This is a genomic window from Pseudomonas sp. BF-RE-22 (genome assembly GCF_019956155.1).
In the GTDB taxonomy this organism is placed as follows: domain Bacteria; phylum Pseudomonadota; class Gammaproteobacteria; order Pseudomonadales; family Pseudomonadaceae; genus Aquipseudomonas; species Aquipseudomonas migulae.
Genome location: NZ_JAHBDD010000055.1, coordinates 17,648 through 43,582 on the forward strand (window position 1 = coordinate 17,648; position 25,935 = coordinate 43,582).

Consider the following 25,935-nt stretch of genomic DNA (forward strand, 5'->3'; position numbering starts at 1 on the left):
TCAGAGGCCGCGCATGATAGCGCAATGTTGGTTTCATCTTGGGTGTTCTATATCAACGGGCCTTGAGCTTCTGATCGATGGCATCCATCAACAGGCCGCCGATGTCGGTGCCGAACGCGTTATCAATCTCGCGAATGCAGGTCGGGCTGGTGACGTTGATCTCCGTCAGGTGCTCGCCGATCACGTCGAGACCCACGAACAGCAGGCCTTTCTCGCGCAGGGTCGGGCCGACCTGGGCAGCGATCCAGCGATCCTTGTCGCTCAACGGACGGGCTTCGCCACGACCACCGGCGGCGAGGTTGCCGCGGGTTTCGCCGGCCGCCGGAATCCGCGCCAGGCAATAATCCACCGGCTCGCCGTCGATCATCAGGATGCGTTTGTCGCCGTCCTTGATCGCCGGCAGGTACGCCTGGCCCATGATCTGCTGGGTGCCCAGCGCGGTCAGGGTTTCCAGGATCACCGACAGGTTCGGGTCACCTGCGCGATGACGGAAGATCGAGGTTCCGCCCATGCCGTCCAGCGGCTTGAGGATCACATCGCCATGTTTGGCGGCGAATTCACGCAGCACGTCGGCGCGGCGGCTGACCACGGTCGGCGGCGTGCACTGCGGGAACAGGGTGGCGAACAGTTTTTCATTGCAGTCACGCAGGCTCTGCGGCTTGTTGACCACCAGCACGCCCGCGCGCTCGGCTTGCTCGAGCAGGTAAGTGGAGTAGACGAACTCCATGTCGAACGGCGGATCCTTGCGCATCAGGATCACGTCCAGATCGCTCAGCAGCGCGTCGGTCTCGTCTTCCAGCTCGAACCATTTTTCCGGGTTGGCGAAAACTTTCAGCGGCCGCATCCGCGCCCGGGCTTCACCTTCGCCTTGATACAAGTCGCGCTGTTCCATATAGAACAGTTCCCAGCCGCGCTTCTGTGCGGCCAGCAGCATGGCCAGCGAGCTATCCTTTTTATAGGAGATGCTGGCAATGGGATCCATGACAATCCCGACGCGAACGCTCATGGGTTTTTCCTCTGAAGTGGGGGAGGCCTATGTAAGTCCCCTGTAGGAGCGAGCCTGCTCGCGATGGACTTCAGGACACCGCGCTTATCCTGCTGGCACGCGTCATCGTTGACGACCATCGCGAGCAGGCTCGCTCCCACAAAAGATCAATCCAAAGGACCGTATAAAAGTGGCGTCAGAGTGGCGCTGAGTGTGTTCCCGGTCAAGGAAAAACCACTTCAAAGGACGCCCGATAGATTGCATTTGGAGACTGTGCTAAAAAGGCTGCCATGTCGTGCTGGCCCTTGAGTATCAAGGGTTTCAAGCCGCCGGTAACCGGAAAACGGACAATTTGATTCGCAAAGGCGACGGTAGAGCATTTATGGGCCAGCATTCCAGCGCCTTGAAGGTCATGGTGATCGACGATTCGAAGACGATTCGTCGCACCGCCGAAACGCTGTTGAAGAATGTGGGTTGTGAAGTCATTACGGCCATCGATGGTTTCGATGCGCTGGCGAAGATTGCCGATCATCATCCCGGCATCATCTTTGTCGACATCATGATGCCGCGTCTGGATGGCTATCAGACCTGCGCTTTAATCAAGAACAACAGTGCGTTCAAGTCCACGCCAGTGATCATGCTGTCGTCCAAGGACGGGTTGTTCGACAAGGCCAAGGGGCGCATCGTCGGCTCCGACCAGTTTTTGACCAAGCCTTTCAGCAAGGAAGAACTGCTTAACGCGATCCAGGCCCATGTACCGGGCTTCGCCGCCGTTTTGCCGCAGTAGGACACGCACAGTGACGCTCGGCCAGCGGGCCCGGCGTCGACAAGAATGGGGAAAACCATGGCACGTATTCTGATCGTCGATGATTCGCCGACCGAAATGTACAAACTGACCGGCATGCTGGAAAAGCACGGTCATGAAGTGTTGAAAGCCGAAAACGGCGCCGACGGCGTGGCCCTGGCCCGTCAGGAAAAACCCGACGCCGTGCTGATGGACATCGTCATGCCCGGCCTCAACGGTTTCCAGGCGACCCGTCAGTTGACCAAAGACCCGGAAACCGGGCACATCCCGGTGATCATCATCACCACCAAGGATCAGGAAACCGACAAGGTCTGGGGCACGCGCCAGGGCGCCAAGGATTACCTGACCAAACCGGTCGACGAAGACACCCTGATCAAAACCCTGAACAACGTGCTGGCCGGTTGATCACCCGACCATGACCGAGTCGTTGACCGCCTTCGAACTGCTGCTGCAGATCGACCAGCGCTGTCGTCTGCTGGCGGCGGATCTGCCGTCGCAGCCAACCCGACAGGACTGTTGGAGCGGCATCGGTTTTCGTTTGGGCGAGGCGTGGTACGTCGCGCCGATGGGTGAAGTCAGCGAAGTCCTGCATGAACCGCGCTTCACCCAGTTGCCGGGGGTCAAGCCTTGGGTCAAGGGCGTGGCCAACCTGCGTGGGCGTTTGCTGCCGATGATGGATTTGAGTGCCTTCTTCGGGCACGAATTATCGGCGGTACGCAAGCAGCGGCGGGTGCTGGTGGTGGAGCATAACGAGGTGTTTGCCGGGTTGATGGTCGATGAGGTGTTCGGCCTTCAGCACTTTGCCCAGGACAGCCTGGAGCCGGTGGATAACTTGAGTGGCCCGATTGCACCGTTCATCAAGGGCCGGTTTCAGCGTGAGCAGAATTGGCAGGTGTTCAGCCCGTTTGCGCTGGTGCGGTCGCAAAGCTTCATGCACGTAGCGCTGTAAACGCGGCAACGCCGATCCTGTAGGAGCGAGGCTTGCCCGCGAAGAACGATAACGCGGTATTCCTGCAAGACCGCTTCGCCTGCTTCGCGGGCAAGCCTCGCTCCTACAGGGGCTTGGGTGAATTGGGTAGTACAGGCGAGGACCGATGATAAAAGCTAAAACAGGCAAGCCAGAAGGATCGCGCAGCCGCTCGCAGATCATCGCGCTGTTCATCGCGCTGATTGTCTTCATCATGCTGCTGTTCGCCAACTTCGCTTACCTCAACACCCAGGCCTCGTACGATAAACAGTACATCGGCCACGCCGGTGAGCTGCGCGTGCTGTCCCAGCGCATCGCCAAAAACGCCACGGAAGCCGCCGCCGGCAAGGCCGCGGCGTTCAAGTTGCTCAGCGATGCGCGCAACGATTTTGCCCAGCGCTGGGGTTATCTGAAGAAAGGCGACCCTTCCACCGGGCTGCCGCCGGCACCGTCCGCCGTGCGCCCGGAAATGCGCGCCGTGCAGCTGGATTGGGAGCGTGTGCTGAAAAACACCGACGCGATCCTTTCCAGCGAACAGACGGTTTTGTCGCTGCATCAAGTCGCCGCCACCCTCGCTGAAACCGTGCCGCAGTTGCAGGTCGAGTACGAAAAAGTCGTCGAAATACTCCTGCAACGCGGCGCGCCCGCCGCTCAGGTGGCGATGGCCCAGCGTCAGTCGTTGTTGGCCGAACGTATCCTCGGTGCGGTAAACACTGTGCTGTCCGGCGACGAAAATTCGCAACAGGCCGCCGACGCGTTCGGCCGCGACGCCGCGCGTTTCGGCCTGGTGCTCACGGGTATGCTCCAGGGCAATCCGGCACTGAAAGTCAGTCAGGTCGAAGACCACGATGCCCGTGCCCGCTTGATCGAGATTTCCGAGCTGTTCGAATTCGTCTCGGGTTCGGTGGATGAAATCCTCGAAACCTCGCCGGAGCTGTTCAAGGTCCGCGAATCGGCGACCAACATCTTCAGCCTGTCGCAAACCCTGCTCGACGAAGCCTCGCATCTGGCCTCAGGGTTCGAAAACCTCGCCAGCGGGCGCAATACAGACACCATTGGCGGCTACGTGCTGGGTCTGGCGGCGCTGATGTCGATCATCCTTATCGGGATGGTGATGGTGCGCGAAACCAATCGTCAGTTGCGCGAAACCGCCGAGAAGAACGAGCGCAACCAGAACGCGATCATGCGCCTGCTCGACGAGATCGAAGACCTGGCCGACGGCGACCTGACCGTGACCGCTTCGGTGACCGAAGACTTCACCGGGACCATCGCCGATTCGATCAACTATTCCGTGGACCAGCTGCGCGATCTGGTGGCGACAATCAACCTCACCGCCGGCCAGGTCGCCGCCGCCGTGCAGGAAACCCAGGCCACCGCCATGCACCTGGCGCAGGCCTCGGAGCATCAGGCGCAACAAATCAGCGAAGCCTCCACCGCGATCAACGACATGGCGCAGTCCATCGATCAGGTGTCGGCCAACGCCGCCGAGTCTTCGGCGGTGGCCGAGCGCTCGGTGGAAATCGCCAACAAGGGCAACGAGGTGGTGCACAACACCATCCACGGCATGGACAACATTCGCGAGCAGATTCAGGACACCGCCAAACGCATCAAGCGCCTGGGTGAGTCTTCGCAAGAGATCGGCGACATTGTCAGCCTGATCGATGACATTGCCGACCAGACCAACATTCTTGCACTCAACGCCGCAATCCAGGCCTCCATGGCCGGTGATGCCGGGCGCGGTTTTGCGGTGGTGGCCGACGAGGTGCAACGGTTGGCCGAGCGCTCGTCCGCCGCGACGCGGCAGATCGAAACCCTGGTGCGGGCGATCCAGGCCGACACCAATGAAGCGGTGATTTCCATGGAGCAGACCACCACCGAAGTGGTGCGTGGCGCGCGTCTGGCGCAGGATGCCGGTGTGGCTCTGGAAGAAATCGAAGGCGTGTCGAAAACCCTCGCGGCGTTGATCCAGAGTATTTCCAACGCGGCACAACAGCAGACGTCTTCGGCCGGGCAGATTTCCCTGACGATGAACGTGATCCAGCAGATCACCACGCAGACCTCGTCCGGTTCCACCGCCACGGCCGAGAGCATCGGCAACCTGGCGAAAATGGCCAGCCAGCTGCGACGTTCGGTGTCCGGTTTCACCTTGCCGGCCGCCAAGGCGCAGACTGTGGATAAAGTGTGAGGCGCCCGAGGGCGTTCGAACGATGAACGGAGTGGTTATGGGTGATCGGCACGACTATGTGGCCCTCGAGTGGGTCAAAGGCGAGATTGCCGAAACACTGAAAGTGGCTCACCAGGCGATTGAAACGTTGCTTGATGACCCTCAGGCGACGCACGCCCTCAGTGAATGCCTGGCGTGCATCCATCAGGTCCACGGCAGCTTGCAGATGGTCGAGTTCTACGGCGCGGCCCTGCTCGCCGAAGAAATGGAACAACTGACCGCCGCCTTGCAGCAGAACCGCGTCATTCATCGTGACGAAGCGATCCACTTGTTGCTGCAAGCGATCGGTCAATTGCCGATCTATCTCGACCGCGTACAAGGCGCGCGCCGCGACCTGCCGCTGGTGGTGTTGCCGTTGATCAACGACCTGCGCAGTGCCCGTGGCGAAAGCCTGTTATCGGAAACCAGCCTGTTCACCCCGCAATTACCGGACTTGCCGCCACTGGATGACGAGGCGCTGGCGCTGCTGGAGCCGGCGGACCTGCCGAACGTGCTGCGCAAATTGCGCCAGATGTTGCAGATGGCCCTGGTCGGGTTGCTGCGCGAGCAGGATGACGACACTCATCTCGGTTTCCTGAGCACCGTATTTTTACGCCTCGAAGGGCTGTGCGGAAATGCGCCGCTGAGCCCGTTGTGGCACGTTGCCTCGGCGCTTGTCGAAGGCATGCGCGGCGGCTCGATCGCCAACAGCCCGGCCCTGCGCAGCCTGTTCAAGGACGCCGACAAAGAACTCAAGCGCCTGCTTGAACAGGGCATGTCCGCGATCAATCAGCCGGCGCCGCCGGATTTGCTCAAGAGTTTGCTGTTTTACATCGCCAAAGCCGAACACCCCACCGGGCAGATGCTGACCATGAAAGATCGCTATGGACTGGACGATGCGCTGCCTGACAGCGCGATGGTCGACGAAGAACGGGCAAGGCTGGCCGGCCCAGATCGCGATGCCATGCGCTCGGTGCTGGCCGCGCTGTGCGAAGAACTGGTGCGGGTCAAGGAACGCCTCGACCTGTTCGTGCGCAGCGACCGCCAGCATGCCTCGGACCTCGATAGCTTGCTGGCGCCATTGCGGCAAATCGCCGACACCCTGGCGGTGCTCGGTTTCGGCCAGCCGCGCAAGGTCATCATCGATCAGCTTGCGGTGGTGTTGAGCCTCGCTCAGGGGCAACGCGAACCCAACGACGCGATCCTGATGGATGTCGCCGGCGCCTTGCTTTACGTCGAGGCGACGCTCGCCGGGATGGTCGGCACGGTCGAACCGGAGAGCCAGGAAGACAGCCGCCTGCCGACCACCGACCTGACGCAGATCCACCAGATCGTGATCAAGGAAGCACGCATCTGCCTGCAACAGGCCAAGGACATGATCGTCGACTACATCGACGCCGACTGGGACCGCCAGCATTTGCAACCGTTGCCGGCCTTGCTCACCCAGGTGCGCGGCGCGCTGGCGATGATCCCGCTGAGCCGTGCGGCGAGCCTGATCGACGCCTGCAATCACTTTATCCGCGAGCATCTGCTGCTGGACCCGGACCAGCCTGGCTGGCAGGCGCTGGATAGCTTGGCCGACGTCATCACCAGCATCGAGTATTACCTTGAACGCCTGAGCGACGACGCTGAAGCGTCCGGTGAACAATTGCTCGACGTTGCGGAAAAGAGCCTGGCAGCGCTCGGCTTTTTCCCCAGCGAACACAATGTCCCTGTGCTGGATGAAGTGCTCAGCCCGAGTGAGGCGCAGGTGATGCAGGACCAGCAGGAACTGGACGATCCCGACGTCGTCCAGACCCTGGCCGATGTCCTCGCCAACCCGGTGTCGGCGGTCAATCCGCCCGCCCTGAATACGCCGGGCAGCCTGTTGCCACCGCCTCCGGGTGAAGAACCGGTGGACGATGAACTGCGCGAAGTCTTCCTCGAAGAAACCGACGAGGTCCTGGAAATCCTCCGGGAATACTTGCCGCGCTGGGCGGCCAACCCCGAGAGCGAATCGACCCTGGGCGAACTGCGCCGAGCTTTCCACACCCTCAAAGGCAGTGGCCGGATGGTGCGCGCGCTGGTGCTGGGTGAACTGGCGTGGGCCGTGGAAAACCTGCTCAACCGCGTGCTGGAACGCAGCGTTGAACCGGGGCCGGCGGTGCAGCAATTGCTCGGCGATGTATTGAACCTGCTGCCGGAACTGGTGGCTGAATTTGCCGGCAATGCTCAGCGTCAGCGCAACGACGTCGACCAATTGGCCGCCCGCGCCCACGCGCTCGCCAAGGGTGACAAGCCGTTGGCCGATGAGGACGTGCAGGATGTCGCCGCCCTCGATCCGTTGTTGCTGGAGATCTTCCGCAACGAAGCCGAAACCCATCTGGCCAGCCTCAACCGCTTCCTCGATCAGGCCGCCGAACATGTGCCGTTGCAGGCCAGCGACGAACTGCAACGTGCCTTGCACACGCTCAAAGGCAGCGCATCGATGGCCGGCGTGTTGCCGATTGCCGAGCTGGCGACGCCGTTGGACAAACTGGCTCGTGAATACAAGGCGCACCTGATCGCGCTGGACCTCGACGAAGTCGAGCTGCTGCTGGAAGCCGAAGGCGTGTTCCGCGTCGGGCTGCGACAGCTCAAGGTCGATCCGTTGGCCGAGATTCCCGGGGCCCGTTCGTTGATCGAAAGAACCCAGGCGCTGCTGGCTGAACGCCTGGAAGCCCTGTTGAGCACGCCGAGCATGGCGCTCAGAACCAAGCGCGATCCGCAGTTGATCAACAATTTCCTGGCCCAGGGCATGGACATCCTGCTGGACGCCGAAAGCCTGTTGCAGCGTTGGCAGCAGCACCCCGGTGAACGTCAGGAGCTCAGCGCGCTTCTGGATGAATTGACCACCCTCGGCGAAGGCGCGCACCTTGCCGATCTGCATCCGGTGGATGAGCTCTGCGAAGCCTTGCTCGATCTCTACGGCGCCGTGGAAGAAAGCAGCCTGGCAGTCAGCGAGGCGTTTTTCCATGAGGCGCAAAGTGCCCACGAAGCGCTGATCAACATGCTCGACGAACTCGCGGCCGGTCAGGAAGTCAGCCCGCAACCGGAGCGCATCCGGGCCTTGCGCGGCTTGCTCGATGAGAGCCTCGACCCATCGGCCATGGGCCTGATTCGCAGCGACGGCAGCCGCACCCTGAGCATTCGCGAACTAAGCAGCGCCACCGCCGAACTGGCACAAACCCCTGTAGGAGCCGGCTTGCCGGCGATGGACTCACATGCGCCGCATTCATCCAGTGAAAACGCGTCATCGTTAACGACCATCGCCGGCAAGCCGGCTCCTACAGTGGACAGCGTTGTTGATCTGGACGACGAGATCGTTTCGATCTTCCTCGAAGAGGCGGTGGACATCCTCGAAAGCGCCGGTCAGGCCTTGCAGCGCTGGCTGAAAGACCCGGACAACGCCGCGCCGTTGTTGTCGTTGCAGCGGGATCTGCACACGCTCAAGGGCGGTGCGCGGATGGCCGAAGTCGAGCTGGTCGCAGGCCTCGCCCATGAGCTGGAAAGCCTTTACGAAGGGCTTGTCGATCGCCGTTACAGCCACAACGAAACCCTGGCGCAGCTGTTGCAGCAGAGCCATGACCGACTGGCGCAACTGCTTGAGCAATTGCAGCACCACAAGCCACTGGGGGATCCGGGTGAGCTGATCGAAGCCATTCGCCAGTTCCGCCAAGGCAACGCCAGTGCGCCAGAAGTCGCCGAGCCTGTGCGGGTCGAGGACTCGCCGGGGCATGATCCGGAGTTGCTGGAGATCTTCCTCGAGGAAGGTTTCGACATCATCGAAAACTCCGGCGCTGCGCTGGTTCGCTGGCAGGCCGAACCTGCCAATCGTCAGGAAATGGAAACCCTGCTGCGCGATCTGCACACCCTCAAGGGCGGTGCGCGGATGGTGGAAATCGGCCCGATCGGCGACCTCGCCCATGAGCTGGAATTTCTCTACGAAGGCTTGTCCGCCGGTGTGTTGAAACCGACCGCCGCGCTGTTCGGCCTGCTGCAAAGCAGCCATGACCGACTGGCGCAGATGCTCGACGCGACCCGCGCCGGTCAACCGTTGCCACCAGCGGATCGGCTGATCGACGCGATCAGGAATTTCAGCCATCCGGAAGTGCCGGAAACACCCGTTGCCGCACCGGTTGCACCCAAGGTCGAGCCGCTTGCGCCACAAGCCGATACCGGTGCCGACATGGTCAAGGTCTCGGCGGAGCTGCTTGACGATCTGGTCAACCTGGCCGGGGAAACTTCGATCTTCCGTGGCCGCATCGAACAGCAGGTCAACGATGCGCGCGTGGCGCTGAACGAAATGGAAACCACCATCGAGCGCATGCGCGATCAATTGCGCCGGCTCGATACCGAAACCCAGGGTCGGATTCTCAGCCGCCAGCAAGTCGACGCCGAACGCTCGGGCTACGAAGAATTCGACCCGCTGGAAATGGACCGTCACTCGCAGTTGCAGCAGCTGTCGCGGGCGCTGTTCGAATCCGCTTCCGACCTGCTCGACCTCAAGGAAACCCTCGACCGGCGCAATCAGGACGCGGAGAACCTGCTGCAACAGCAAGGTCGCATCAACACCGAATTGCAGGAAGGTCTGATGCGCTCGCGCATGGTGCCGTTCGAGCGGATGTTGCCGCGCTTGAAGCGCATCGTCCGCCAGGTCTCCAGCGAGCTGGGCAAGGAGGTGGAATTCGTGGTCGGCAACGCCGAAGGCGAGATGGACCGCAACGTCCTCGAACGCATGGCCGCGCCGCTGGAACACATGCTGCGCAACGCGGTGGACCATGGTCTCGAATCCGCAGACGTGCGCATCGCGGCCGGAAAACCGGCGCAAGGGCGGATCACCCTCGACCTGTCCCGCGAGGGCGGCGACATCATTTTCGACATCCGCGACGACGGCGCCGGCGTGCCGCTGGACGCGGTGCGGCGCAAGGCAGTCAAGCGCGGGTTGCTCGCCGCTGACAGCGACATCAGCGACCGCGACGTGCTGCAGTTCATCCTGCAACCGGGGTTCTCCACGGCCGAGAAAATCACCCAGATTTCCGGGCGTGGCGTGGGCATGGACGTGGTTCATGAAGAAGTCCGGCAACTCGGCGGCACGATGAGCATCGACTCTGTGGCGGGGCAGGGCGTGCATTTCCGCATTCGCCTGCCGTTCACCGTGTCGGTCAACCGGGCGCTGATGGTGCAGTGCGGTGAGGATCAATATGCGATCCCGCTGAACACCATCGACGGCATCGTGCGTGTGTTGCCCAACGAACTCGAAGGGCATTACAGGCTCGATCCGCCGACCTACAAATACGCCGGGCAGCACTATGAACTGTGCTACCTCGGTGAACTGCTGAAAACCAGCACACGTCCGAAACTGCTGGGCCAGAGCCTGCCGTTGCCGGTATTGCTGGTGCAATGCAACGAGCGCCACATCGCCGTGCAAGTCGATGCCATGGCCGGCACCCGCGAGATTGTGGTGAAAAGCCTCGGCCCGCAATTTGCGGCGGTGCAGGGTTTGTCCGGGGCGACGATTCTGGGCGATGGCCGCGTGGTGCTGATTCTCGATTTGCTGGCGCCGATCCGTGCGATGCAGGCGCAGGTGCCGCAACGACGGCTGCTTCAAGACCCTGAACCCGAGCCGCACAAGCCCTTGCTGGTCATGGTGGTCGACGACTCGGTCACCGTGCGCAAGGTCACCAGTCGTTTACTCGAACGCCACGGCATGAACGTGCTGACGGCCAAGGACGGCGTCGATGCCATGCTGCTGCTCGAAGATCACATGCCGGACCTGATGCTGCTGGACATCGAAATGCCGCGCATGGACGGTTTCGAAGTCGCCACCCAGGTGCGCGCCGACGAGCGACTGCAACACCTGCCGATCATCATGATCACCTCACGCACCGGCCAGAAACACCGCGACCGCGCCATGGCCATCGGCGTCAACGACTACCTCGGCAAGCCGTATCAGGAATCGGTGCTGCTCGAAAGCATCGCCCTGTGGAGCAAAACCCATGCTTGAACATCGCACCAGCAACCTCACCGGGCTGCTGTTGCCCCTGGCTGACCGCAATCTGATTTTGCCCAACGTCGCGGTGGCGGAGTTGATCGACTATCAGCCGGGAGCCTTCGATCTCGATACGCCGCCGTGGTACCTGGGGCGGGTGAGCTGGCGGGAGCGGCAGATTCCGTTGCTGAGCTTTGAGTCGGCGTGCGGCGATAAAATCGTGATTGGCGAGCGGGCGCGGATTGTGATTCTCAACGCCCTGGGCGGGCGACCTGAACTGAAATTCATCGCGTTGCTGGTGCAGGGGATTCCTCGTTCCTACAAGCTCGACAGTCAGCTCAGCTATGTGGATGTGCCGTTGTGTGCGCTGGAACAGGCGGCGGTGCAGGTGGGCGATCAAGTGGCCAAGGTGCCTGACTTGCTGGCGCTGGAGGAGTTGCTTGTGAGTGCCGGGCTGGTCTGACTGGCCCCTTCGCGGGCAAGCCTCGCTCCTACAATGGATCGGGGCGCACACAAAACCCCTGTAGGAGCGAGGCTTGCCCGCGAAGGCGTCCGTCCTGCCAACCATTACCCTGACCGTAACGATCCGTCTCTCTGCTTGATTGATGCCCCCCACCCAACCCTCCTAAGGTGACTCCCACGACAGCGAACCCGTGGAGTGGTCATGACAACAACAATATCCCCCGACTCGCGATGGACGCGGCGGCGCAGCGAAAAGCAGCGGCGTCTGGCGTTGGTCAAGGGCCTGGCTGACGGTGTGGTGCTGCCCACCGACAACATCGTGGCAGCGCTGGAGGCGTTAATCCTGCCCGGCGACCGCGTGGTACTGGAGGGCAACAACCAGAAGCAGGCGGATTTCCTTTCGCGCTCCCTGGCCAAGGCCGATCCTGCCAGGCTCCACGACCTGCACATGATCATGCCCAGCGTCGGGCGCTCCGAGCATCTGGACCTGTTCGAACGCGGCATCGCCCGCAAGCTCGATTTCTCTTTCGCCGGCACCCAGAGCCTGCGCATCAGCCAATTGCTGGAAGACGGCCTGCTGGAAATCGGTGCGATCCACACCTACATCGAGCTCTACGCACGATTGGTGGTCGACCTGATTCCCAACGTCGTGCTCTCGGCCGGTTTCATGGCCGACCGCGCCGGCAACATCTACACCGGCCCCAGCACCGAAGACACGCCTGCATTGATCGAACCAGCGGCCTTCAGCGACGGCATCGTCATCGTTCAGGTGAACCAGCTTGTAGACGACGTCACTGACCTGCCTCGCGTCGACATCCCCGCGTCCTGGGTCGATTTCGTGGTGGTGGCCGACAAGCCGTTCTACATCGAGCCGCTGTTCACCCGCGACCCACGGCACATCAAGCCTGTGCACGTGCTGATGGCGATGATGGCGATCCGCGGAATCTACGAAAAACACAACGTGCAGTCGCTTAACCACGGCATCGGTTTCAACACCGCCGCCATCGAACTGATCCTGCCGACCTACGGCGAATCCCTCGGCCTCAAAGGCAAGATCTGCCGCAACTGGACGCTCAATCCACACCCGACCTTGATCCCGGCCATCGAAAGCGGCTGGGTCGAAAGCGTGCATTGCTTCGGCACCGAACTGGGCATGGAAAACTACATTGCTGCGCGGCCGGACGTGTTCTTCACCGGGCGCGACGGCTCGCTGCGTTCCAACCGGATGTTCAGCCAACTGGCGGGGCAATACGCGGTGGACCTGTTCATCGGCGCGACCCTGCAAGTCGATGGCGACGGCCATTCTTCCACCGTGACTCGCGGGCGCCTGGCCGGTTTCGGCGGGGCACCGAACATGGGGCATGACCCGCGTGGGCGGCGTCACGGCACGCCGGCCTGGCTCGACATGCGCCACGGCGATGCGCCGGAACCCTTGCTCGAACGCGGCAAAAAACTCGTGGTGCAAATGGTCGAAACGTTCCAGGAGGGCGGCAAACCGACCTTCGTCGAAACCCTCGACGCGATTGAAGTGGCGAAGAAAAGCGGCATGCCGCTGGCGCCGATCATGATTTACGGCGACGACGTCACCCACCTGCTGACCGAAGAAGGCATCGCCTATTTGTACAAGGCGCGTTCGCTGGAAGAACGTCAGGCAATGATCGCCGCCGTCGCTGGCGTGACTGCCATCGGCCTGCGTCACAACCCGAAAGACACCGCCCGGATGCGTCGCGAAGGCTTGATCGCCTTACCTGAAGACCTCGGCATCCGTCGCACCGACGCCACCCGCGAATTGCTCGCCGCCAAAAGCGTGGCCGATCTGGTCGAGTGGTCCGGTGGCCTCTACAACCCGCCCGCCAAGTTCAGGAGCTGGTAATGCACGCATTCAACCTGCAACCCAAACCTCTGTCGCTGGCCGAACGGCTGGCGGACCTGGCAGTGGACGCGCTGATCGACGAAGCGGACCTGTCACCGAAACCGGCGCTGGTGGATCGTCGCGGCAATGGCGCACACACCGATTTGCACCTCGGGCTGATGCACGCTTCGGCGTTGTCGCTGTGGCCGGCATTCAAGGAAATGGCGGAATCGGCCATCGCGTTTGGCGAAGTCGGTGTACCGCTGCGCGAAGCGATTGGACGGATTGGCCGGGAAGGCGAGCAAGCCATGCTCGCCACCACTAACGGTGTGAATACACATCGGGGCGCGATCTGGGCGTTGGGCCTGCTGGTCACTGCCGCCGCGCTGGACTGCTCGAATACCCACGCAAGCACGGTGACGTTGCGCGCCGCCCGACTGGCGATACTCGACGACCGTTTCGCCCCGCGTCCTCTGAGCCACGGCGCGCAAGTCGCCCAACGCTACGGCGCGCGTGGTGCCCGTGAAGAAGCCCAACTCGGTTTCCCTTCGGTGCTGCAACGCGCACTGCCGCAACTCAAGCGCAGCCGCGCCGCCGGCCACGGCGAACAGAACGCCCGGCTCGATGCGCTGCTGGCGATCATGACTCAACTGAGTGACACCTGCGTGCTCTACCGCGCCGGCGAACAAGGCCTGCACACCATGCAACTTGGCGCCCAGGCAGTGCTCGACGCGGGTGGCAGCGCCAGCCTTGCCGGTCGCCGGCGCTTGCATGAACTGGACGAACAATTAATCGCGTTGAATGCCTCGCCCGGCGGCGCTGCGGACTTGCTCGCAGCCTGCCTGTTTATCGACCGCATTGCGTCGGCTGACGGCATCAACCAGGGAGCGTTTTGATGGAAACCTTATCCTTTGAATTCCCCGCCGGGCAGCCGCCACGCGGTCGCACGCTGGTGGGTTGTGTCGGTTCGGGCGATCTGGAAGTGCTGATCGAACCGGGTCAGGCCGGCAAGCTGACCATCAAGGTGCAGACCTCGGTCAATGGCGCCGAACAACGCTGGCAGCATCTGTTCGCACGGATGTTCGACGGCCAGACACCACCGGCAATGGCCATCGATATCCACGATTTCGGCGCGACCCCTGGCGTGGTGCGCTTGCGTCTGGAACAAGGCTTTGAGGAGATCGGCCATGACTGACAGTGCAGCGCTCCTCCACAAGCACAGCTTCATCGAACTCGGCGCCCGACACCGGGCGAAAGCCTTGCTCGACGCCGGCACCTTCCGCGAATTGCTTGACCCGTTTCAACGCGTCATGTCGCCGTGGCTCTCGCGCCAGGGGGTGGTGCCGCAAGCCGATGACGGCGTGGTGATTGCCAAGGGCAGCCTCGGCGGTTTGCCGGTGGTGATCGCCGCCATCGAAGGCGCTTTCCAGGGCGGCAGCCTCGGTGAAGTCGGCGGGGCGAAGATTGCCGGTGCTCTGGAACTCGCCGCCGAAGACAACCGCAACGGCATTCCAACCCGCGCCGTGTTGCTGCTGGAAACCGGCGGCGTGCGCTTGCAGGAAGCCAACCTCGGGTTGGCGGCAATTGCCGACATTCATGCGGCGATTGTCGATCTGCGTCAGTACCAACCGGTAATCGGCGTGGTGGCGGGCAGCGTGGGCTGCTTTGGCGGGATGTCGATTGCCGCCGGGCTGTGCAGCTATTTGCTGGTGACTCAGGAAGCGCGTCTTGGCCTGAACGGCCCGCAGGTGATCGAACAGGAAGCCGGGCTTGAGGAATACGACTCCCGCGACCGTCCGTTCATCTGGAGCCTGACCGGGGGCGAGCAACGCTTTGCCAGCGGTCTGGTGGATCGCTTTGTCGCTGATGACGTGGCGCAGGTCCGGCAGCAGGTCAGTGAATTGCTGCAACAAGGCTTGCCGGAACAACAACGCAGTCGTCAGGCCGATCTGTTCCTGCAACGGCTGGCCCGCCTGGACGCCGAACCGCAAATCGATGCGGCGACGGTTCGCGATCTGTATCAAGGAGAGCGCTCATGAGTTCGTATTCCCTGAGAGGTTTGAACTGGTTCAACGCCTTGAGTGCAGGCGCGAAACCGGTGGAGGGTTTGCCTGCATCACTGAAAGCCGCTGATGGTGTGGTGGGCGAACAACCGGTCCGGTTTATCGCAGTGGTGGCAGATCCCGACAACCGTTTCGTCCGCGCTCGCAACGGTGAAGTGGGTTTACTGGAAGGGTGGGGCTTGGCCAAGGCGGTGGATGAAATCATCGTGGCTGACGCTGATAAATCGCATAAGCGCGCCGTGATCGCGATCATCGATGTGCCAAGTCAGGCTTACGGTCGGCGCGAAGAAGCGCTGGGCATTCATCAGGCCTTGGCGGGCGCGGCGGACAGTTATGCCCGCGCCCGGTTGGCTGGCCACGCCGTGATTGGTTTGCTGGTAGGCAAGGCGATGTCCGGAGCGTTTTTGGCTCATGGCTACCAGGCTAACCGGCTGATCGCCCTGCGTGATCCGGGCGTGATGGTGCATGCGATGGGCAAGGCGTCAGCGGCGCGGGTGACCTTGCGCAGTGTCGAAGAATTGGAAGCACTGGCCGCCAGCGTGCCGCCGATGGCGTATGACATCGACAGTTACGCCAGTCTCGGTTTGCTGTGGGAAACCTTGTCGGTGGACCAGATTGAGCAGCCAACATCAGCGGATCTGGCGCGGGTGACGGAATGCCTGAATCTGGCGATTGGCGATGTTGCCGCAAGCGGTCGCGATTTGAGCAGCCGCTTGGGCGCGAGCAACCGCGCCGCGTCGAGCACGGTTCGCCAACTGCTGAGAGCGCAGTGGTGAGCACGTTTCTGGCTCACGACCTGCTGTGGGGGATGACCCCGGAGCAGTTGCCTGCGCAGGCGCCTGCGTGGGTGATCGAGTCGATCAGCGCGGGTCAGCCGGTGGTGGTTCGGCGTGCGTTGAGTACGCCGGGTTTTATCGCGGTCGGGGTGCGTGGTCGGTTGCGTGAGCAGCGCTATGCGACGGTGATGGCGGTCGATGCGGTTCAGCGTCGGGTCACACCGGAAGCGCTGTGTCATGTCTCGATTGATCGGGATTTGCCCGCCGTGCAGGCACTCAACCAATTGCGGCCGTTGCTTGATGGCTACGGCTGGGTGTGGGGCGTCAGCGGCAGTGCCGGATTTGAATTGGCCAGTGGCGTTGTTGCCTTGCATGAGGGCAGCGATCTGGATCTGATCCTGCGTACGCCGCAGGTTCTGGAACGGTTGAAGGCGCAGGAACTGCTGAAAACTCTGGACCGCGCCAAGTGCCAGGTGGACATGCAATTACAGACGCCATTTGGCGCCGTCGCCCTGCGTGAATGGGCCGGTCCTGCGCGTCGGGTGTTGCTGAAAAACGCCAGTGAAGCCTGTCTTGTGATTGATCCGTGGAACCCGCAGGAGCAAGCAGCGTGAGCAGTTTGCTGGTGTTCCCCGGTCAGGGCGCGCAGCAGCCGGGCATGCTCCATCGTTTGCCTCGCGAGACGGTGATCGAGGCGAGCGAAGTGCTTGGCGAAGACGCATTGCAGCTGGATTGCGCTGAAGCATTGAAATCGACACGGGCGGTTCAGCTGTGCCTGTTGATTGCCGGTGTCGCGGCTTCGCGTCAGTTATCCATGACGCCGGATTATGTGGCGGGCTTGTCCATTGGTGCTTATCCGGCCGCCGTGGTTTCGGGTGCCTTGAGCTTCAGCGATGCGCTGCATCTGGTCAGCCTGCGCGGTGAATTGATGCAGCAGGCTTATCCACAGGGCTACGGCATGACCGCGATCATCGGTCTCGATTTATCCACAGTGGAAGGCTTGCTGGCGCAGGTTCACAGCGTCGATACGCCGGTTTACCTGGCCAATATCAACGCCGATAACCAGGTGGTGATTGCCGGCAGCGACGGCGCGATGAAGGCCGTCGCCGAGTTGGCGAAAGGGCGCGGCGCAGGCCTGGCCAAGCGACTTGCCGTCAGCGTGCCGTCGCACTGCCCGTTGCTGAATGCGCCGGCGAAAACCCTGGCCGAAGCCTTCGCCAATGTGAAATTGAAAGCGCCGACGCTGGGCTACCTGAGCGGCAGTCGCGCGCGGCCAATCATCAACATCGAAGCCCTGCGCGAAGACCTGGCTTACAACATGTGCCGCATCGTCGATTGGCGCGGCACGGTACAAAGCGCCTACGAGCGCGGCGTACGGCTACAGATCGAACTGCCGCCCGGTGCGGTGCTGACCGGGCTGGCGCGCCGGGTGTTCGAGCAGGGCACCGTGATTGCCTTCGACGGGGCGCGGCTCGACACCTTGCAGGCGCTGTTGCGTGAGGAGGGAAGCCGCCAATCCTAAATCACCGTCTCAGGCTTCGAACAACAAAAACAACATTCGACGATGCACTTTGAGGACTACAACAATGATTATTTACGGTGTGGCGCTGTTGGCGATCTGTACGCTGGCAGGGGTGATTCTGGGCGATGCGCTGGGCGTATTGCTGGGCGTCAAATCCAATGTGGGCGGGGTCGGGATCGCGATGATCCTGCTGATCTGCGCGCGGTTGTGGATGCAAAAGCGCGGCGGCATGACCAAGGATTGCGAGATGGGCGTCGGCTTCTGGGGCGCCATGTACATTCCGGTGGTGGTGGCGATGGCGGCGCAACAGAACGTCGTGACCGCGTTGCACGGCGGCCCGGTGGCGGTGCTCGCGGCCATCGGTTCGGTGGTGCTCTGCGGCTGCACCATTGCCCTGATCAGCCGGACCCACAAAGGCGAACCGTTGCCTGATGAACCTGCGGAACTCACGCCCATTGGCACGCCAGTAGGAGGCCGCTGATATGTTGGAAGTCATCGAGAAGGGCTTGGCAACTAACGGTCTGGTCACGGCGTTCGCGTTCGTTGGCGTGATCATGTGGGTGTCGGTGGTGTTGTCCAAACGCCTGACGTTCGGGCGGATTCATGGCTCGGCGATTGCCATTGCCATCGGCCTGGTCCTGGCGTGGGTCGGCGGCACCATGACCGGCGGACAAAAAGGTCTGGCGGACCTGACACTGTTCTCGGGTATCGGTTTGATGGGTGGCGCGATGCTGCGTGACTTTGCCATCGTCGCCACGGCGTTCGAAGTGCAGGCCACCGAAGCGAAAAAGGCCGGGATGATCGGCGTGATTGCGCTGTTGCTGGGCACGGTGTTGCCGTTCATTGTCGGGGCGAGCATTGCCTGGGTGTTTGGTTATCGCGATGCAATAAGCATGACCACCATCGGTGCGGGCGCGGTGACGTACATCGTCGGCCCGGTGACTGGCGCGGCGATTGGCGCGAGTTCCGATGTGGTCGCATTGTCGATTGCCACCGGGTTGATCAAGGCGATTCTGGTGATGGTCGGCACGCCGATGGCAGCACGCTGGATGGGGTTGGATAACCCACGTTCGGCGATGGTGTTTGGCGGGTTGGCCGGTACGGTCAGCGGTGTGACCGCCGGATTGGCGGCGACAGATCGGCGGTTGGTGCCTTATGGCGCGTTGACGGCGACGTTCCACACCGGGCTTGGGTGTTTGCTTGGGCCATCGTTGTTGTACTTCATTGTTCGCGGGATTGTTGGTTAGGCCGATGATTCATCGCTGATTGTTCTGACGTCTTCGCGGGCAAGCCTCGCTCCTACAGAGACTGCATATCCCTGTAGGAGCGAGGCTTGCCCGCGAAGGGTGCGACGTGGTCTTAAGCCTGGCGATTGGCATACATCCGACACTCCGCCAGCAGCGCCAGCAAATTCGGGTCGCGCTCCTTGGCCTTCAAAAACACCACGCCGATGTGCTGCTGCAACCGATACTTTTCCTGCAACGGAATCAGTTTCACCCGGTTCTCATACACCGCTGCAATCCTTCCTGGCAGCAACGCATAACCCACCCCCGAACTGACCATGCTCAGCAGGGTGAAGATGTCGTTGACCTGCATCGCCACCTTCGGCTCGAACCCCGCCTGTTTGAACACCCGATTGCCATCCTGGTGCGTGGCGAAGCCCTGGGTCAGGGTAATGAACGTCTCGTCGCGGACTTCGGCCAGATCGACTTCCGTGCGTTGGGCAAACTTCGAATCCGCTGGCGTGGCCAGGAAAATATCATCGGAAAACAGCGGGATCTGCTCGCAATCCGGGTCGTTCACGCTCTCGTCCAAAGACACCAGGATCGCGTCGACTTCCATGTTCTTGAGCTTGTACAACAGGTCGAAATTCGAGCCGAGGATCAGGTCGATGTTGAGTTCGCTGCGGCGGATTTTCAGGCCCATGATCAGTTGCGGCACGGTCTTCACCGTCAACGAATACAACGACCCCAGCTTGAAGCGCTCAGCCGAGAAGCCGGCGGCTTCGCGGGTCAGGCGCACGGTTTCGACCACGTCCTGAATCAGCTTTTGCGCCCGTTCTTCCAGTACATACGCGCTTTCCAGCGGCGTCAGGTTACGGCCTTCGTGTTTGAACAGCGGGCAGCGCAGGGCACTTTCGAGGGAGTGGATCGCCCGGTGCACGCTGACGTTGCTGGTCTGCAATTCGGCAGCGGCGCGAGCCAGATTGCCGGTGCGCATGAAGGCGAGGAACACCTCGAGTTTTTTCAGGGTCAACTCTTCATCGATCAGCATGGGCGTGACTCTTATTCGAATGGCTCGATTGTGCCTAATTCTCTGGCCTCACGCAGACCTTTGTAGGAGCCAGCTTGCTGGCGATGGCGGCCTTGAAATTATCGTAACGCTTGAGGGCCAATCGCCGGCAAGCCGGCTCCTACAGTTTTGAAACATTGCGCTTTTACGCTTGAGGCCTGAGCCTTGCGCAACGCTGCATTGGATTGTGAGGTGAGCAACACATGTACCACGGGGAAAGATTGAACGCCTGGACGCATCTGGTCGGGGCGGTGGCGGCGACGGTTGGGGTGGTGTGGATGCTGGTAATTGCCGGCATGGACGGCAGCCCGTGGAAGATCGTCAGCGTGGCAATTTACGGATTCACGTTGATGGTGCTCTACAGCGCATCGACCGTTTACCACAGCGTGCGCGGGCGCAAGAAAGCGATCATGCAGAAGGTCGATCACTTTTCGATCTACCTGTTGATTGCCGGCAGCTACACACCGTTTTGTCTGGTGACTCTGCGCGGGCCGTGGGGCTGGACGTTGTTCGGGATTGTCTGGGGGCTGGCGTTGATCGGCATCCTTCAGGAGATCAAGCCGCGTTCGGAAGCGCGGATCCTGTCGATCGTGATTTACGCGGTGATGGGCTGGATCGTGCTGGTGGCGGTCAAGCCGCTATTGGCGGCGCTGGGCACGGCCGGGTTTACCTGGCTGGCCTCGGGCGGGATTTTGTACACCGTGGGGATTATCTTTTTTGCACTGGATCATCGGTTGCGGCATGCGCACGGGATCTGGCATTTGTTCGTGATCGCGGGGAGTTTGCTGCACTTTGTGGCGATTATGTTTTACGTCCTGTAAACCGCGTCGCGGCCAATCGCTAGCAGGCTAGCTCCCACAGAAATCTCCAGTGAACATGAAACTGGTGAACACCCAAAATTCAATGTGGGAGCTAGCCTGCTAGCGATGGCGGCCTAGAAATCACCCCAAAGTTGCTGGGCAACCGCCAGTGCAACCACTGGCGCAGTCTCGGTGCGCAACACCCGCGGGCCGAGGCGGGCGGCCTGGAAGCCGCTGGCCTTGGCCTGATCGACTTCGGCATCGGACAAACCTCCCTCCGGACCGATCAGGAATGCCAGACTTGAAGGTTTGGCATGACTCACCAACGGCTCAGCCACCGGATGCAGCACCAGCTTCAACTCCGCCTCAGTCTGCTTCAACCAGTCCGCCAACAACATCGGCGGGTGAATCACCGGCACCCGTGAACGCCCGCATTGCTCGCACGCGCTGATTGCCACCTGGCGCCAGTGCATCAGGCGTTTGTCGGCGCGCTCGTCCTTCAAGCGGACTTCACAGCGGTCGCTGAAGATCGGGGTGATTTCGGTCACGCCCAGTTCGGTGGCTTTCTGAATCGCCCAGTCCATCCGCTCGCCACGGGACAGGCCCTGGCCGAGATGGATCTGCAGCGGCGATTCGATTGGCCCGGCGAAGCTTTCGTCGATCTGCACCACGACGCGCTTCTTGCCGACCTCGACCAGCTTCGCGCGAAACTCATGACCCGAACCGTCGAACAGTTGCAACGCATCACCCTCGGCCATGCGCAGCACGCGGCTGATGTAATGGGCCTGGGCCTCGGGCAACTCGTGCTCGCCAGTGCTCAGGGGGGCGTCGATAAAGAAGCGGGACAGTCTCATGCGGGTTCTCTGAAAAAGGTGTTGGTCGTCTTTGTGGGAGCGAGCCTGCTCGCGATAGCATCACCGAGGATGATCAGAAAGACCTCGGCGTCTGTATCGCGAGCAGGCTCGCTCCCACATTGATCGCTGTGTGTGATCAATCAACCCGGATCACGGAAACCGGGGTGGAAATCCTGCGGCACCGACACGCTCACACTGTTGCGTGTCGCAATGTCGATCCCTTCACTGGCCACTTGCGCCAGAAAGTCGATCTGCTCCGGGGTGATCACGTACGGCGGCAGGAAATACACCACGCTGCCCAGCGGTCGAAGTAAAGCACCGCGTTCCAGCGCGTGCTGGAACACCTTCAAGCCACGACGTTCCTGCCACGGATAAGCTTCTTTGGTCGCCTTGTCCTTGACCATCTCGATGGCCAGCACCATACCGGTCTGACGCACTTCCGAGACGTTCGGATGATCGGCCAGGTGCGCGGTGGAGGAGGCCATGCGCTGGGCCAGCGCCTTGTTGTTCTCGATCACGTTGTCTTCTTCGAAGATATCCAGCGTCGCCAAGGCTGCCGCGCACGCCAGCGGATTGCCGGTGTAGCTGTGCGAATGCAGGAACGCGCGCAAGGTCGGGTAGTCGTCGTAGAACGCGCTGTAGACATCTTCCGTCGTCACACACGCCGCCAGCGGCAGGTAACCGCCGGTCAGGGCCTTGGACAGGCAGAGGAAATCCGGGCGGATGCCGGCCTGTTCGCAGGCGAACATCGTTCCGGTGCGGCCGAAGCCGACGGCGATTTCGTCGTGGATCAGGTGCACGCCATAACGGTCGCAGGCTTCGCGCAGCAGTTTCAGGTAAACCGGGTGATACATGCGCATGCCGCCGGCGCCCTGGATCAGCGGCTCGACGATCACCGCCGCGACGGTGTCGTGATTTTCGGCCAGGGTCTGTTCCATCGCGGCAAACATGTTCCGCGAGTGTTCTTCCCAGCCCATGCCTTCAGGGCGCAGGTAACAATCGGGGCTCGGCACCTTGATGGTGTCCAGCAGCAACGCCTTGTAGGTTTCGGTGAACAGCGGCACATCGCCCACCGACATCGCCGCCATGGTTTCGCCGTGGTAGCTGTTGGTCAGGGTGACGAAGCGCTTCTTGTTCGGCTGGCCGCGGTTCAGCCAGTAGTGAAAGCTCATTTTCAGCGCGACTTCGATGCAGGACGAACCGTTATCGGCGTAGAAGCATCGGGTCAGGCCTTCCGGCGTCATCTTCACCAGACGCTCGGACAACTCGATCACCGGCTGATGGCTGAAACCGGCGAGGATCACGTGTTCCAGCTGATCGACCTGATCCTTGATGCGCTGGTTGATGCGCGGGTTGGCGTGGCCGAACACGTTCACCCACCAGGAGCTGACGGCGTCGAGGTAGCGTTTGCCTTCGAAGTCTTCCAGCCACACGCCTTCACCGCGCTTGATCGGGATCAGCGGCAGCTGTTCGTGGTCTTTCATCTGGGTGCAGGGATGCCACAACACGGCGAGATCGCGTTGCATCCACTGATTATTCAGGCCCATTTCCAGTCTCCTCGAGGCGGTCCGCGACAGGCGCGGACATACAATCGCGCAAGCCTATGCAATGCGTGGCATCGGGACAACCCATTGTGTCGAATGAGCTACTTTGTATAGGGCGATAGACGTCGCTGGCGGGCCTTTGATGGCTGACGTATTCTTCGCGGTTCTTTGAGTCGTCTGACTCGCAAAACCGCTTTTTTCTACGTGTATTTCCGGAGTTCGCTGAATGTCTGCTGGTTGGCTGCGCGCCTGTGCGCTGGTGATGTTGGGGCTGTTCAGCGTGTCTGCGCTGGCCAAGGATAAAACGGCGATCGTGATCGGCGGCGGGCTCTCGGGCCTGACGGCGGCGTACGAACTGCAGAACAAAGGCTGGCAGGTGACCCTGCTGGAAGCCAAGCCGAGCCTGGGCGGTCGTTCCGGCATGGCCACCAGCGAATGGATCGGCAACGACAAGACCCAACCGGTTTTGAACAAGTACGTATCGACCTTCAAGCTGAGCACCACGCCGGCCCCTGAATTCGTGCGCACGCCGAGCTACCTGATCGACGGCGTGTATTACACCGCCGCTGACCTGGCCGCCAAAGAGCCGGCCACCGCTGACGCGCTCAAGCGTTACGAGAAGACCCTGGACGACCTGGCGCGCTCGATCGAAGACCCGCTGAACCCTGCCGCGACCAGCGCGTTGCATGCCCTGGATCAGATCAACGTCTCCAACTGGCTCGACCGTTTGACGTTGCCAGCCACGGCTCGCCAATTGATCAATCAGCAAATCCGTACCCGTTATGACGAACCTTCGCGCCTGTCGTTGCTGTACTACGCACAACAGAGCCGGGTTTACCGTGGCGTGTCCGACCGTGACCTGCGCGCTTCGCGCCTGCTGGGCGGCAGCCCGGTGCTGGCACAAGCCTTCGTCAAACAGCTGAAAACCATCAAGACCAGTTCCCCGGTCTCGTCCATCACCCAGGACAAGGACGGCGTGACCGTCAAGGTCGGCAGCGTCGGCTATCAGGCTGACTACGTCGTGGTCGCGGTGCCGTTGCGCGCCCTCAACAAAATCGTGATGACCCCGGCGCTGGATGCCCAACACATGGGCGCGATCAAAGGCACCAACTACGGTTGGCGCGACCAGATCATGCTGAAGTTCAAGACGCCGGTCTGGGAAAGCAAGGCGCGCATGTCCGGCGAGATCTACAGCAACACCGGCCTGGGCATGTTGTGGGTCGAGCCGGCGCTGAAGGGTGGCGCCAACGTGGTGATCAACCTGTCCGGCGACAACGCACGAGTGATGCAGGCCTTCGGCGACAAGCAGATGGCCGATCAGGTGCTGATTCGCTTGCACACGTTTTATCCACAGGCGCGCGGTTCGTTCACCGGTTATGAAATCCGTCGCTACAGCACCGACCCGTCAATGGGCGGCGCTTACCTGGCCTTCGGTCCGGGCCAGATCAGCAAGTTCTGGCGCCTGTGGGAACGTCCGCTGCAACGCGTAGCGTTTGCTGGCGAACACACCGACACCTTGTACCCGGGCACTCTGGAAGGTGCGTTGCGCACTGGTCAGCGTGCAGCCGGTCAGGTTGAAGACCTGGCGGCCGGCAAGTCGTTTGAACCGGCGAAGGTTGTTCCGGCAGCGACTGCTGCAGCAGCCGGCGCAGTGGCGGCGAAGAAAGGCAACTTCTTCAGCAACCTGTTCGGTGGTTCCTCGGACGACGACAAGAAGCCGGAACCCGTGAAAGCGCCAGAGCCCGTCACACCGCCAGCCCCGGCACCGGCTCCAGTAGCAGCTCCGGTCCCTGCGCCAGTGGAAGCGCCGAAACCTGCCGCCCCGGTGAAAGCCGAGCCGGCCAAGAAGGCTGCGGCCAAGGCGCCGGCGAAAAAGCCTGCTGCCGAAACCAAAAAAGCTCCGGTCAAACCGGCGGCAAAGAAAGCTGAAGCGGCGAAGAAACCAGCAGCCAAACCTGCTGCGACCCCGGTAGCCGATACCAAAGCGCAGTAAGCGTCTGGATTAAAGAAACGCGGCGCAAATGCCGCGTTTTTTTATGCCTGAAGAAAAGAATTGAATAAATCTCATGGCATTGGTGTTCTTGATCTGGACGTCATTTTTTTTCACACATTGGTCGTTAATCTTTCCTTAACTCACCGATTTCAGACTCTTGATCGTATTTCTCGATATTTCAAAGCGAAATTTTCCGCTTTAATTCGATAGATAACTCGATAGTCTTGGTCGCAATTCTCACAGGATTTGGGCATGCAGCTACGTAACTCTTCTTCCCGCTACGGTTGGGTCAGCATCTTCATGCACTGGGGCGTGGCGCTGGCGGTCTTCGGTCTGTTTGCACTGGGCCTGTGGATGGTCGATCTCGACTACTACAGCACCTGGCGCAAAGATGCGCCGGAGCTGCACAAGAGCATTGGCCTGGTGTTGCTGGCCGTGATGGTGCTTCGGGTGCTGTGGCGCTTTATCAGCCCACCACCGCCAACGCTGGAAAGCTATGGCCGGCTGACGCGCATGGGCGCGAAGTTTGGCCATTCGTTCCTGTACCTGGGTCTGTTTGCTGTGATGATTGCCGGTTACCTGATTTCCACCGCAGATGGTGTCGGGATTCCGGTGTTTGGCCTGTTCGAAGTTCCTGCACTGGTTTCCGGACTACCGGACCAGGCAGACACCGCCGGTGAGATTCATCTGTATCTGGCATGGGTGCTGGTAATTTTTTCCGGTCTCCATGCGTTGGCAGCATTGAAGCACCACTTTATCGATCGTGATGCGACCCTTACTCGAATGCTGGGTCGCAAAGCCTGAAGT

The 25,935-nt window shown here is 61.4% G+C and carries 23 protein-coding genes; 18 read left to right on the forward strand and 5 right to left on the reverse strand.

What is annotated here, in order from left to right:
• Positions 1 to 52: 52 nt before the first annotated feature.
• Both gshB and KGA82_RS22735 read right to left on the reverse strand, forming a co-directional pair.
• Positions 53 to 1,006, reverse strand: coding sequence for a glutathione synthase (gene gshB / locus KGA82_RS22730; RefSeq protein ID WP_008026199.1), 954 nt, complete (start codon positions 1,004 to 1,006; stop codon positions 53 to 55).
• Between the two features lie 202 nt (positions 1,007 to 1,208).
• Entirely contained in the window at positions 1,209 to 1,379 is a 171-nt protein-coding gene (locus KGA82_RS22735; protein ID WP_157214348.1) for a hypothetical protein, read from the reverse strand.
• Here KGA82_RS22735 and pilG point away from each other — a divergent pair.
• From pilG to madM, 15 genes are all read left to right on the forward strand, one after another.
• A complete protein-coding gene (pilG, locus tag KGA82_RS22740) occupies positions 1,368 to 1,772 on the forward strand; it encodes a twitching motility response regulator PilG (RefSeq protein WP_008026200.1) in 405 nt (134 codons plus the stop codon). The genes KGA82_RS22735 and pilG overlap by 12 nt on opposite strands.
• Before the next feature lie 57 nt (positions 1,773 to 1,829).
• Positions 1,830 to 2,195, forward strand: coding sequence for a twitching motility response regulator PilH (gene pilH, locus KGA82_RS22745; protein WP_007897961.1), 366 nt, complete (start codon positions 1,830 to 1,832; stop codon positions 2,193 to 2,195).
• 10 nt (positions 2,196 to 2,205) lie between these two features.
• Entirely contained in the window at positions 2,206 to 2,739 is a 534-nt protein-coding gene (locus KGA82_RS22750) for a chemotaxis protein CheW (RefSeq protein WP_223452583.1), read from the forward strand.
• Between the two features lie 145 nt (positions 2,740 to 2,884).
• Positions 2,885 to 4,942, forward strand: a complete 2,058-nt coding sequence (locus KGA82_RS22755; protein WP_008026203.1) for a methyl-accepting chemotaxis protein — start codon at positions 2,885 to 2,887, stop codon at positions 4,940 to 4,942.
• Positions 4,943 to 4,979: 37 nt separating this feature from the next.
• A complete protein-coding gene (locus KGA82_RS22760; protein ID WP_223452584.1) occupies positions 4,980 to 10,985 on the forward strand; it encodes an Hpt domain-containing protein in 6,006 nt (2,001 codons plus the stop codon).
• Positions 10,978 to 11,433 (forward strand): chemotaxis protein CheW, encoded by a 456-nt coding sequence (locus KGA82_RS22765; protein WP_008026207.1) that lies wholly within the window; start codon positions 10,978 to 10,980, stop codon positions 11,431 to 11,433. Before KGA82_RS22760 ends, KGA82_RS22765 begins: the two co-directional genes overlap by 8 nt.
• A gap of 201 nt (positions 11,434 to 11,634) precedes the next feature.
• Entirely contained in the window at positions 11,635 to 13,305 is a 1,671-nt protein-coding gene (mdcA, locus tag KGA82_RS22770; RefSeq protein WP_008026213.1) for a malonate decarboxylase subunit alpha, read from the forward strand.
• Positions 13,305 to 14,180 carry a triphosphoribosyl-dephospho-CoA synthase gene (locus KGA82_RS22775; protein ID WP_223452585.1) on the forward strand — a complete coding sequence of 292 codons (876 nt, stop codon included), beginning with the start codon at positions 13,305 to 13,307 and terminating at the stop codon, positions 14,178 to 14,180. Before mdcA ends, KGA82_RS22775 begins: the two co-directional genes overlap by 1 nt.
• The gene (locus tag KGA82_RS22780) at positions 14,180 to 14,479 is read left to right on the forward strand and encodes a malonate decarboxylase subunit delta (RefSeq protein ID WP_008026217.1); all 300 of its coding nucleotides are present in this window, start codon (positions 14,180 to 14,182) and stop codon (positions 14,477 to 14,479) included. The genes KGA82_RS22775 and KGA82_RS22780 overlap by 1 nt, the downstream gene beginning before the upstream one ends.
• Complete coding sequence (locus KGA82_RS22785; RefSeq protein WP_008026220.1) at positions 14,472 to 15,323, forward strand: biotin-independent malonate decarboxylase subunit beta; 852 nt, start codon at positions 14,472 to 14,474, stop codon at positions 15,321 to 15,323. The genes KGA82_RS22780 and KGA82_RS22785 overlap by 8 nt, the downstream gene beginning before the upstream one ends.
• Positions 15,320 to 16,123 carry a biotin-independent malonate decarboxylase subunit gamma gene (gene mdcE / locus KGA82_RS22790; protein ID WP_223452586.1) on the forward strand — a complete coding sequence of 268 codons (804 nt, stop codon included), beginning with the start codon at positions 15,320 to 15,322 and terminating at the stop codon, positions 16,121 to 16,123. The genes KGA82_RS22785 and mdcE overlap by 4 nt, the downstream gene beginning before the upstream one ends.
• A complete protein-coding gene (locus tag KGA82_RS22795) occupies positions 16,117 to 16,737 on the forward strand; it encodes a malonate decarboxylase holo-ACP synthase (protein WP_223452587.1) in 621 nt (206 codons plus the stop codon). Before mdcE ends, KGA82_RS22795 begins: the two co-directional genes overlap by 7 nt.
• Positions 16,734 to 17,645 (forward strand): malonate decarboxylase subunit epsilon, encoded by a 912-nt coding sequence (gene mdcH, locus KGA82_RS22800; protein ID WP_223452588.1) that lies wholly within the window; start codon positions 16,734 to 16,736, stop codon positions 17,643 to 17,645. The genes KGA82_RS22795 and mdcH overlap by 4 nt, the downstream gene beginning before the upstream one ends.
• A gap of 64 nt (positions 17,646 to 17,709) precedes the next feature.
• Positions 17,710 to 18,126, forward strand: a complete 417-nt coding sequence (gene madL, locus KGA82_RS22805; RefSeq protein WP_192416726.1) for a malonate transporter subunit MadL — start codon at positions 17,710 to 17,712, stop codon at positions 18,124 to 18,126.
• Between the two features lies 1 nt (position 18,127).
• Positions 18,128 to 18,892, forward strand: a complete 765-nt coding sequence (madM, locus tag KGA82_RS22810) for a malonate transporter subunit MadM (RefSeq protein WP_223452589.1) — start codon at positions 18,128 to 18,130, stop codon at positions 18,890 to 18,892.
• A gap of 112 nt (positions 18,893 to 19,004) precedes the next feature.
• Here the strand turns inward: madM and KGA82_RS22815 are convergent, their stop codons facing one another.
• Positions 19,005 to 19,919, reverse strand: a complete 915-nt coding sequence (locus KGA82_RS22815) for a LysR substrate-binding domain-containing protein (protein WP_008033325.1) — start codon at positions 19,917 to 19,919, stop codon at positions 19,005 to 19,007.
• Between the two features lie 221 nt (positions 19,920 to 20,140).
• Here KGA82_RS22815 and trhA point away from each other — a divergent pair, with 221 nt between their 5' ends.
• On the forward strand, positions 20,141 to 20,758 hold the full coding sequence (gene trhA / locus KGA82_RS22820; protein WP_223452590.1) for a PAQR family membrane homeostasis protein TrhA: 618 nt from the start codon (positions 20,141 to 20,143) through the stop codon (positions 20,756 to 20,758).
• A 113-nt stretch (positions 20,759 to 20,871) separates the two neighbouring features.
• Here trhA and KGA82_RS22825 read toward each other — a convergent pair whose 3' ends face one another.
• Both KGA82_RS22825 and KGA82_RS22830 read right to left on the reverse strand, forming a co-directional pair.
• Positions 20,872 to 21,591, reverse strand: a complete 720-nt coding sequence (locus tag KGA82_RS22825; protein WP_223452591.1) for a 16S rRNA (uracil(1498)-N(3))-methyltransferase — start codon at positions 21,589 to 21,591, stop codon at positions 20,872 to 20,874.
• Positions 21,592 to 21,731: 140 nt separating this feature from the next.
• Positions 21,732 to 23,138: an adenosylmethionine--8-amino-7-oxononanoate transaminase gene (locus KGA82_RS22830; RefSeq protein WP_207284869.1), complete on the reverse strand. Its 1,407-nt coding sequence runs from the start codon at positions 23,136 to 23,138 to the stop codon at positions 21,732 to 21,734.
• Between the two features lie 223 nt (positions 23,139 to 23,361).
• Between KGA82_RS22830 and KGA82_RS22835 the strand changes: the two genes are divergently transcribed.
• Both KGA82_RS22835 and KGA82_RS22840 read left to right on the forward strand, forming a co-directional pair.
• Positions 23,362 to 25,128, forward strand: a complete 1,767-nt coding sequence (locus KGA82_RS22835; RefSeq protein ID WP_223452592.1) for a flavin monoamine oxidase family protein — start codon at positions 23,362 to 23,364, stop codon at positions 25,126 to 25,128.
• Between the two features lie 252 nt (positions 25,129 to 25,380).
• On the forward strand, positions 25,381 to 25,932 hold the full coding sequence (locus tag KGA82_RS22840) for a cytochrome b (protein ID WP_008033319.1): 552 nt from the start codon (positions 25,381 to 25,383) through the stop codon (positions 25,930 to 25,932).
• Positions 25,933 to 25,935: the final 3 nt, after the last annotated feature.

Excerpts from the sequence above, each read along its gene's own strand:
- gshB (WP_008026199.1), bottom strand. The coding sequence starts at position 1,006 with ATGAGCGTTCGCGTCGGGATTGTCATGGATCCCATTGCCAGCATCTCC.
- pilG (WP_008026200.1), top strand. The coding sequence starts at position 1,368 with ATGGGCCAGCATTCCAGCGCCTTGAAGGTCATGGTGATCGACGATTCG.
- KGA82_RS22735 (WP_157214348.1), bottom strand. The coding sequence starts at position 1,379 with ATGCTGGCCCATAAATGCTCTACCGTCGCCTTTGCGAATCAAATTGTC.
- pilH (WP_007897961.1), top strand. The coding sequence starts at position 1,830 with ATGGCACGTATTCTGATCGTCGATGATTCGCCGACCGAAATGTACAAA.
- KGA82_RS22750 (WP_223452583.1), top strand. The coding sequence starts at position 2,206 with ATGACCGAGTCGTTGACCGCCTTCGAACTGCTGCTGCAGATCGACCAG.
- KGA82_RS22755 (WP_008026203.1), top strand. The coding sequence starts at position 2,885 with ATGATAAAAGCTAAAACAGGCAAGCCAGAAGGATCGCGCAGCCGCTCG.
- KGA82_RS22760 (WP_223452584.1), top strand. The coding sequence starts at position 4,980 with ATGGGTGATCGGCACGACTATGTGGCCCTCGAGTGGGTCAAAGGCGAG.
- KGA82_RS22765 (WP_008026207.1), top strand. The coding sequence starts at position 10,978 with ATGCTTGAACATCGCACCAGCAACCTCACCGGGCTGCTGTTGCCCCTG.
- mdcA (WP_008026213.1), top strand. The coding sequence starts at position 11,635 with ATGACAACAACAATATCCCCCGACTCGCGATGGACGCGGCGGCGCAGC.
- KGA82_RS22775 (WP_223452585.1), top strand. The coding sequence starts at position 13,305 with ATGCACGCATTCAACCTGCAACCCAAACCTCTGTCGCTGGCCGAACGG.
- KGA82_RS22780 (WP_008026217.1), top strand. The coding sequence starts at position 14,180 with ATGGAAACCTTATCCTTTGAATTCCCCGCCGGGCAGCCGCCACGCGGT.
- KGA82_RS22785 (WP_008026220.1), top strand. The coding sequence starts at position 14,472 with ATGACTGACAGTGCAGCGCTCCTCCACAAGCACAGCTTCATCGAACTC.
- mdcE (WP_223452586.1), top strand. The coding sequence starts at position 15,320 with ATGAGTTCGTATTCCCTGAGAGGTTTGAACTGGTTCAACGCCTTGAGT.
- madL (WP_192416726.1), top strand. The coding sequence starts at position 17,710 with ATGATTATTTACGGTGTGGCGCTGTTGGCGATCTGTACGCTGGCAGGG.
- madM (WP_223452589.1), top strand. The coding sequence starts at position 18,128 with ATGTTGGAAGTCATCGAGAAGGGCTTGGCAACTAACGGTCTGGTCACG.
- KGA82_RS22815 (WP_008033325.1), bottom strand. The coding sequence starts at position 19,919 with ATGCTGATCGATGAAGAGTTGACCCTGAAAAAACTCGAGGTGTTCCTC.
- trhA (WP_223452590.1), top strand. The coding sequence starts at position 20,141 with ATGTACCACGGGGAAAGATTGAACGCCTGGACGCATCTGGTCGGGGCG.
- KGA82_RS22825 (WP_223452591.1), bottom strand. The coding sequence starts at position 21,591 with ATGAGACTGTCCCGCTTCTTTATCGACGCCCCCCTGAGCACTGGCGAG.
- KGA82_RS22830 (WP_207284869.1), bottom strand. The coding sequence starts at position 23,138 with ATGGGCCTGAATAATCAGTGGATGCAACGCGATCTCGCCGTGTTGTGG.
- KGA82_RS22835 (WP_223452592.1), top strand. The coding sequence starts at position 23,362 with ATGTCTGCTGGTTGGCTGCGCGCCTGTGCGCTGGTGATGTTGGGGCTG.
- KGA82_RS22840 (WP_008033319.1), top strand. The coding sequence starts at position 25,381 with ATGCAGCTACGTAACTCTTCTTCCCGCTACGGTTGGGTCAGCATCTTC.